The organism is Prosthecobacter sp. (assembly GCF_044373815.1).
GTDB lineage: Bacteria > Verrucomicrobiota > Verrucomicrobiia > Verrucomicrobiales > Verrucomicrobiaceae > Prosthecobacter.
The window spans coordinates 1-3,135 of the sequence record NZ_JBIPNG010000632.1 but is presented as its reverse complement, the minus strand read 5'-3'; the positions used below and the strand labels follow the sequence as shown (position 1 = coordinate 3,135).

Genomic DNA, 3,135 nt, shown 5'->3' with positions numbered 1-3,135 from the left:
GCCCGAAAACGCAGCAAGGGGAGCCAGCAGCAGTACCGTGAAGAAGGTGAGCAAGTGTTTCATGGCTTCGCTTGGTTGAATAGCTTCGGTTCGAATAAGATGCCAGGCGAATAGTGAGCATGGAAGCGGCAATGACTTGGCGCTCAGGGTAATGGAGGTCGCTTTGGTTGCTGGCGTTTGGCGCATGTCAGCGATCATAAACCTCACGCAGAGAGCCGAACTGCCGGGCAACATCCTTCTGACTTAATCCCAGTATCAGCTTCTCTTCGACAGCACAATGGTCGTCATGTGCTTTGCTTCGCCTGCCTGAATTTTGACGGGCAGGGTTTTGGCTTGTTGGAGTGTTGCGATCTGTGACTGCCAGTCCTCGCCTTTGAGAGTGATTTCAAACTCCAGCAGACCACCAAAGATGATGCCGTAGCGGTTGGTGTTGCGTATGCGGAGGGTGCCAGCAGGCGTAGTGGCAAGGCCGCTGCGGTCTGGTTTAAAGCTGATGCTCTTGCCGCCCAGTTCCACGGTGATGGTTTGATTGAAGACGGAGAACGCCTCAAACACGGTGACGCTGCCCGCGAGTTCGAGGTGGTTGTCCTGAGTGATTTCGGCGCGGCGGAGGGTCAGACTTTGTGCGGCGTGCGGGGTGCCAAAGAAAGCCACGCCGGAATCGCGGCTGACGCCTTCCGCTCCTTTGGGATGGACGGTGTAACGGGCGAACATGCCTTCCAGCATGTGCTCGGCTACATGACAATGGGTGAGCCATGTGCCTGGATTGTCTGCCTTCATGTCGGCGACTTTCATGCTCGCGGGGAGCAGCTCGATCACATCCGTGCGGCGGCGGCCTTCCTCGATCACTTTCATGCCGTGCCAATGCGCGGTGTGGAAGTCCTGCTCCGAGCCGAGGGCAAAGAGATACCAGCGCACGCGCTCGCCTTCGTTCATTTCCAGGCCGGGGAGATTGCCGAAGGTGTAACCATTGATGGCGAAGCGGGAGTGGATCTCGATGAACTCCATGGTTTCGGCCCAGGTCTTGGTGGGAATGCCGCTGGCGGTGTTGACGTATTCATAGGCTTCGCGTGCTTCGGCATCGAGGCCGCTTTCGTCGAAGATGAGATAGAGCATTTCCATTTCGCGATCCACGTCATTGGGAGTGCCGTCAGGCCGCGCACGTTTGGGGTCAGTGACAATGATGCTGCCGACGAGGCCGAGATTGACCTCGCCTTCGCCAGTGACATGGCTGTGGTAGAGCCAGGCCTTGGAGCTTGGCTCATTGGGCAGCGGCCCGGAGCTTTCATCGAGCTGCCAGACATAGGTGAAGGTTGCTCCCGGACCGACGGCGGCTCCTTTGCCGGGATTTGGCGGGAAGTAGGCGCCTTCGCTGTCTTTGTCATAACGCACGCCATGCGGATGCATGGAGAGCGGCTGTGTGGTGCGATTGAGGAAGGTCACGGCCAAAGTTTCACCCACCACACCACGCAGCACCGGCCCCAGGATGCCGAGACGGGGCGTGGGCAGCATTTTTGCAGTAAAGGTGGCATCCGTGTACTGCACATAGCGCAGCTTGCCCACGCGCTCGTGATTGCTGGTGGCCGAAGGTGGCAGTGGTGTGCCGCACATGGGTTCGCTCACCACGGGAGCGTAGTCCCATAGCTCGGGTTCTGCGGCGATGTAGTAATGACGCGTTGTCTTGGGGTCAGGCTTGCGGCCAAAGGTCATGCCACCGGTGTCGCCGGTCTGCACAGTCACGGTGGGTTGCAACTGCGGCGGTGGTTTAGGATCGGCTGCGTCCTGTGACCACAACGGCATGAATGCCGTCAGCAGGAGGGGAAGGTGTGGCAGCATTTTCATGCCGCTGAATGCTGGTGGCCCTGGCAGTGGGCAAGACCTCCCCTGTGTCGAAATCGTCGCTTACGTTTTCAGGTGAATGTTGAAATCGTGCGTGATGAAACTTCACCATCTCCTGGCGGCCTGTCTGCTGAGTCTGCCTGCGAATGCGCGGGAACTTGCCATTGGGGAAAAGGTCCCCGATTGTGAACTGACGGACGCGAATGGGAAGACTCTGAACATCAGCCGCTTTCGAGGCCGTGCGCTGGCGGTGACATTCATTTTCACACGCTGTCCGCTGCCGGATTTCTGCCCCCGACTGACGTCTCACTTCAAGGCGGCGCAGCAGGAGCTGGCAAAGACAGGGGAGGATGACTGGCATCTGCTTTCGCTCAGCTTTGATCCCGAGCATGACACACCTCAGCAGCTCACGCTATATGCCAAGGCGCAAGGGGCCGATGCGACGCACTGGACTTTTGCCACTGGCAAGCGGGTAAGCGAGTTCGGGGCATCAGTGGGTCTCGAAGTGACGATCCAGGATGGGCTGATCAATCATAATCTGCGCACCATCGTGGTGGATGCTGCGGGCCGCGTGCAGTGCATCTTCAAAGGCAGCGACTGGACGGCGCAGGATCTGGTGTGGGAAATGCAGAAGGCTATGCCTGCGAAGGGGTGACGCCGCGCTGCCGCCGCGTGACAAGACCAACAATGCCGAGCAGCAGCAGCGCGGCGCGGCCAGGCTCTGGTGTGGGGATGGGAGCGCCGGTGTTGTCGTAAGCCCAGTCTTTGATGAGGCCGCCGGGAACGTTGTTGTTCAAGAGGACACGCATCCAGCCATAGTAGGGGCCGGCGGAGTCGTTGGTGGTGAACATGAAGCCGAGATAGCCTTCGACGCCGGGCTGGAATTGATTGCTGTCGAAGCCGAGATGCGAGACGGGGTCTCCCGAGCCGCCTTCACCGGTGGAGTAGAACAGGCTGGCATCCACCAGAGTTCCATAACTCAAATTCACGATGGGATCATCGTTGTTAAGGCCGAGCCTTGCGGGCTGGAAGGCCGCGCTGTTGCCGATGGCTGAGCCGCCGAAGAAGGGGTTGATGTCCCAGCCGGTGAAGGTGGAGGTGCTGAATGCACCGGTGTCGATGTCGATATAAACACCGTCGAAGTCAGTGGGAATGGCGATATTTTGCAGGCCGCTGTAGATGACGGCGGCCCGCGCTGGCAGGCAGACGGCAAACAGCAGCAATGCTGTGGCAAGAAGAGTGCGATTGGGTTTCATAGAAGAATCGGGCACAGTGAAGGATCAGGGAGCAGAAACG

At 59.0% G+C, this 3,135-nt stretch carries 4 protein-coding genes; 1 reads left to right on the top strand and 3 read right to left on the bottom strand.

Annotation, left to right across the window (positions count from 1 at the left end; translation table 11 throughout):
* Both ACIREA_RS29435 and ACIREA_RS29430 read right to left on the bottom strand, forming a co-directional pair.
* The coding region (locus ACIREA_RS29435) for a hypothetical protein (RefSeq protein WP_397385887.1) at positions 1–198 on the bottom strand (198 nt) is incomplete at its 3' end.
* Between the two features lie 57 nt (positions 199–255).
* On the bottom strand, positions 256–1,842 hold the full coding sequence (locus ACIREA_RS29430) for a multicopper oxidase domain-containing protein (RefSeq protein ID WP_397385886.1): 1,587 nt from the start codon (positions 1,840–1,842) through the stop codon (positions 256–258).
* A 94-nt stretch (positions 1,843–1,936) separates the two neighbouring features.
* Between ACIREA_RS29430 and ACIREA_RS29425 the strand changes: the two genes are divergently transcribed.
* Positions 1,937–2,494 (top strand): SCO family protein, encoded by a 558-nt coding sequence (locus ACIREA_RS29425; RefSeq protein WP_397385885.1) that lies wholly within the window; start codon positions 1,937–1,939, stop codon positions 2,492–2,494.
* Here ACIREA_RS29425 and ACIREA_RS29420 read toward each other — a convergent pair.
* Entirely contained in the window at positions 2,475–3,095 is a 621-nt protein-coding gene (locus ACIREA_RS29420; protein WP_397385884.1) for a PEP-CTERM sorting domain-containing protein, read from the bottom strand. The genes ACIREA_RS29425 and ACIREA_RS29420 overlap by 20 nt on opposite strands.
* Positions 3,096–3,135 lie beyond the last annotated feature (40 nt).